This is a genomic window from Herbaspirillum sp. B65, from assembly GCF_000333555.1.
Lineage (GTDB): Bacteria > Pseudomonadota > Gammaproteobacteria > Burkholderiales > Burkholderiaceae_D > Herbaspirillum > Herbaspirillum rubrisubalbicans.
On sequence record NZ_BADI01001110.1, the window covers coordinates 1 to 2,925 of the forward strand.

General features: G+C 59.9%; 2 protein-coding genes and 1 pseudogene. All 3 read right to left on the reverse strand.

Annotation, left to right across the window (positions count from 1 at the left end; genetic code table 11):
* Positions 1–265: 265 nt before the first annotated feature.
* A pseudogene (locus I5W_RS30605) lies at positions 266–505 on the reverse strand (FAD-dependent oxidoreductase); the annotation flags it as partial.
* Between the two features lie 304 nt (positions 506–809).
* Positions 810–1,571: a sulfite exporter TauE/SafE family protein gene (locus I5W_RS26365; protein WP_044531482.1), complete on the reverse strand. Its 762-nt coding sequence runs from the start codon at positions 1,569–1,571 to the stop codon at positions 810–812.
* 276 nt (positions 1,572–1,847) lie between these two features.
* The gene (locus I5W_RS26370) at positions 1,848–2,828 is read right to left on the reverse strand and encodes a branched-chain amino acid ABC transporter permease (RefSeq protein WP_044531483.1); all 981 of its coding nucleotides are present in this window, start codon (positions 2,826–2,828) and stop codon (positions 1,848–1,850) included.
* Positions 2,829–2,925 lie beyond the last annotated feature (97 nt).

Here is a 2,925-nt window from a genome sequence, read left to right on the forward strand (position 1 = left end):
ATTGCTGCATCAATACCGGGATTTGATGCAACAGATGCATCAATGGCGCGTGACCGTCACCTGGACCTCAGACTGAGCTGAGGCGGAAGCGCGCCACCAGGCTGCCCAGTTGATCGGTCTGGTCGCGCAGCGAATGGGCGGCTGCGGCGGCCTGTTCCACCAGTGCGGCATTCTGTTGCGTGCCTTCATCCATCTGGGTGACCGGGCGAGTTGAGCCTGACCCGATAAATCCACCAAGGAGCAAGCATGTCCGCACTCTACATCCCTGGATACCGGCTTCATCGGTGGCAATGGCCATCGCCCCACCCATGGCATCGACTTCCTTGACCAGGTGGCCCTTGCCGATCCCGCCGATGGAGGGATTGCAGGACATCTGGCCCAGGGTTTCGATGTTGTGCGTCAGGAGCAGGGTTTTCTGGCCCATGCGTGCTGCGGCCAGTGCAGCTTCGGTGCCGGCGTGACCGCCGCCAACGACAATGACGTCAAATTGTGTGGGGAATAGCATGATGCGGGCCTCGCGCAGAGGTGAGAACAGAGGCGAGATTATAAGACCTTTTATCCGAGGGGGTCGGGAGCCCGGTCTTGGGCTGTTGGTTTACCGCACTTCCCTGCCCTGCTGGACAGTATCGGGAAGCTGTCGCGATGGCTTCATCTGATCAATGAAACATTCGCGGGGACTGTTTCACGTGAAACAGAGGGCTGGCTTTGCCGCTGGAAGGCATCAAGTGAAGAAAAAAACGGAGCCTCTTGGCTCCGCCTTTTCCTACGGCTTCACGTGTTTCACGTGAAACATCGCTGGTGAAGTTTTCTTATTTGAGGAAGGCGTCATAACTCGACTTCAAGATCAATGCCCCTACCACGACCAGGAACAACTTGCGCACGAACACGCTGCCATGCTTCATGGCCAATCGCGTCCCTACCAACGAGCCACCGATATTGAAGACCGCCATCAGCAAACCCAGTTGCCAGATCACGTGGCCGCTATAGCCGAACCAGCACAAAGCGGCCAGGTTGGTGGAAATGTTGACGAACTTGGAGACCGCCGAGGCCGCCAGGAAGTCATAGCTGAATACGCGCACGAACAGGAACACCAGGAAGCTGCCGGTCCCTGGACCGAACACGCCATCATAGAAACCGATGACTGCACCGATCAGGGCCGCATAGATCATCTCGCGGCTACCGGTCAGCGTCGGTGCATGGGTCGTGCCGAAGTCCTTCTTCTTGAGGGTATAGAGCGCCACTGCGATCAGGACAAAGGGCAAGGCCTTGCGGATCAGATCGGTGGGAATATGGGTGACCACATAGGCGCCGAAGAAGGAACAGGCAAACGCCGCCATCGCTGCCGGGGTGACCGTACTCCAGCGCACCGCCACCTTGCGGGCAAAATTGATGGCCGCGGCGCTGGTGCCCATCACCCCGGCGACCTTGTTGGTCCCGAGCAGGGTCGCCGGTGCCGTGTTGGGGAAGACCGAGAACAGCGTCGGCACCAGGACCAGGCCACCGCCACCGACCACGGCATCGATCAAGCCAGCCACGAAGGCCGCACCACACAGGACCAGGTAATCAAGCATGATCGCCCTCCCCTGTGGACAAGAACAAAGCGGGAGCGCGGGGCGATACTGCTGAAACCGGGGTGTGCATAAGATAAGACGCAGTCAACGTGGGAGAAAGGCGGGCCCACATTCTACCGCCCTGCTTTCCATCGCATCAGCAACAGATGCCGCCCTTCAGCTTCTGTTGCGAAACATCCCCGCCCTGTTCTGTCCGCCCAAGCCTGTGGACAAAAAATTACCGCCGGGAAATCACCTTTCGGTGACTTGCCGGCGGTTTGCGGATCGGCAAAGAGCCTAGTGCGAACCCTTGGCCTGCCCTTTCCGGGTCAGCGCCAGGATTTCCCCGACGATGCCCTTGCGGAAGGCCAGCACGCAGACGATGAAGATGAAGCCGGTCACGATGGTCACCGAATCGCCCAGGGTATTGAACCAGTCGATATTGGTGGCGCTGGCCAGCCAGGTACCGATGTCGCCCAGCTTGTTCTCCAGCATGATGATGATGACCGCGCCGACGATGGGGCCGACGATGGTACCCAGACCGCCCACCAGGGTCATCAGCACCACCAGGCCGGACATGCTCCAGTGCACGTCGGTCAGGGTTTCGAAGCCCAGCACCAGGGTCTTGGTGGCGCCGGCCAAGCCTGACAGCCCGGCTGAGAGCACGAAGGCCAGCAGCTTGTAGCGCGCCACGTCATAACCCAGCGAGATGGCACGCGGTTCGTTCTCCTTGATGGCCTTCAAGACCTGTCCGAAGGGTGAATGGATGGTGCGCACGATCAAGGCGAATCCGGCTACGGCAATGGCCAGTACCACGTAGTACAGGGTCATGTCGTTTTCCAGGTTGAGCACGCCCAGGAGCTTGCCGCGCGGTACCCCCTGCAAGCCATCCTCGCCACCGGTGAATGGCGCCTGCAAGGCCACGAAGAACAGCATCTGCGCCAGCGCCAGCGTGATCATGGTGAAGTAGATACCCTGGCGACGGATCGCCAGCAGTCCCATCACCAGACCGATCAGGGCGCCGGTCAGGGTGCCGATCACCAGACCCAGTTCGGTGGGCAAACCCCACACCTTCAGCGCCTGGCCGCACAGGTAGCCGGCCCAGCCCAGGAAGGCGGCATGGCCGAAGGACAGCAGGCCGGTATAGCCGATCAGCAGGTTGAAGGCGCAGGCAAACAGCGCAAAGCACAGCATCTTCATCAGGAACACCGGGTAGATGCCGAACGGTGCCGCCAACAGCAATATTAGTAAAACAGCAATTCCGAGTTTCTTGTTCATGCCGGTCTCCGATTATTTCTCTTTGCCGAACAGGCCGGCCGGACGGACCATCAGGACGATGGCCATGATGATGAAGACCCACGTGGCCGACAGTTCC

Bases quoted from the DNA above. Each gene is read 5' to 3' on its own strand.
- I5W_RS26365 (WP_044531482.1), bottom strand. From the start codon at position 1,571: ATGCTTGATTACCTGGTCCTGTGTGGTGCGGCCTTCGTGGCTGGCTTG.
- I5W_RS26370 (WP_044531483.1), bottom strand. From the start codon at position 2,828: ATGAACAAGAAACTCGGAATTGCTGTTTTACTAATATTGCTGTTGGCG.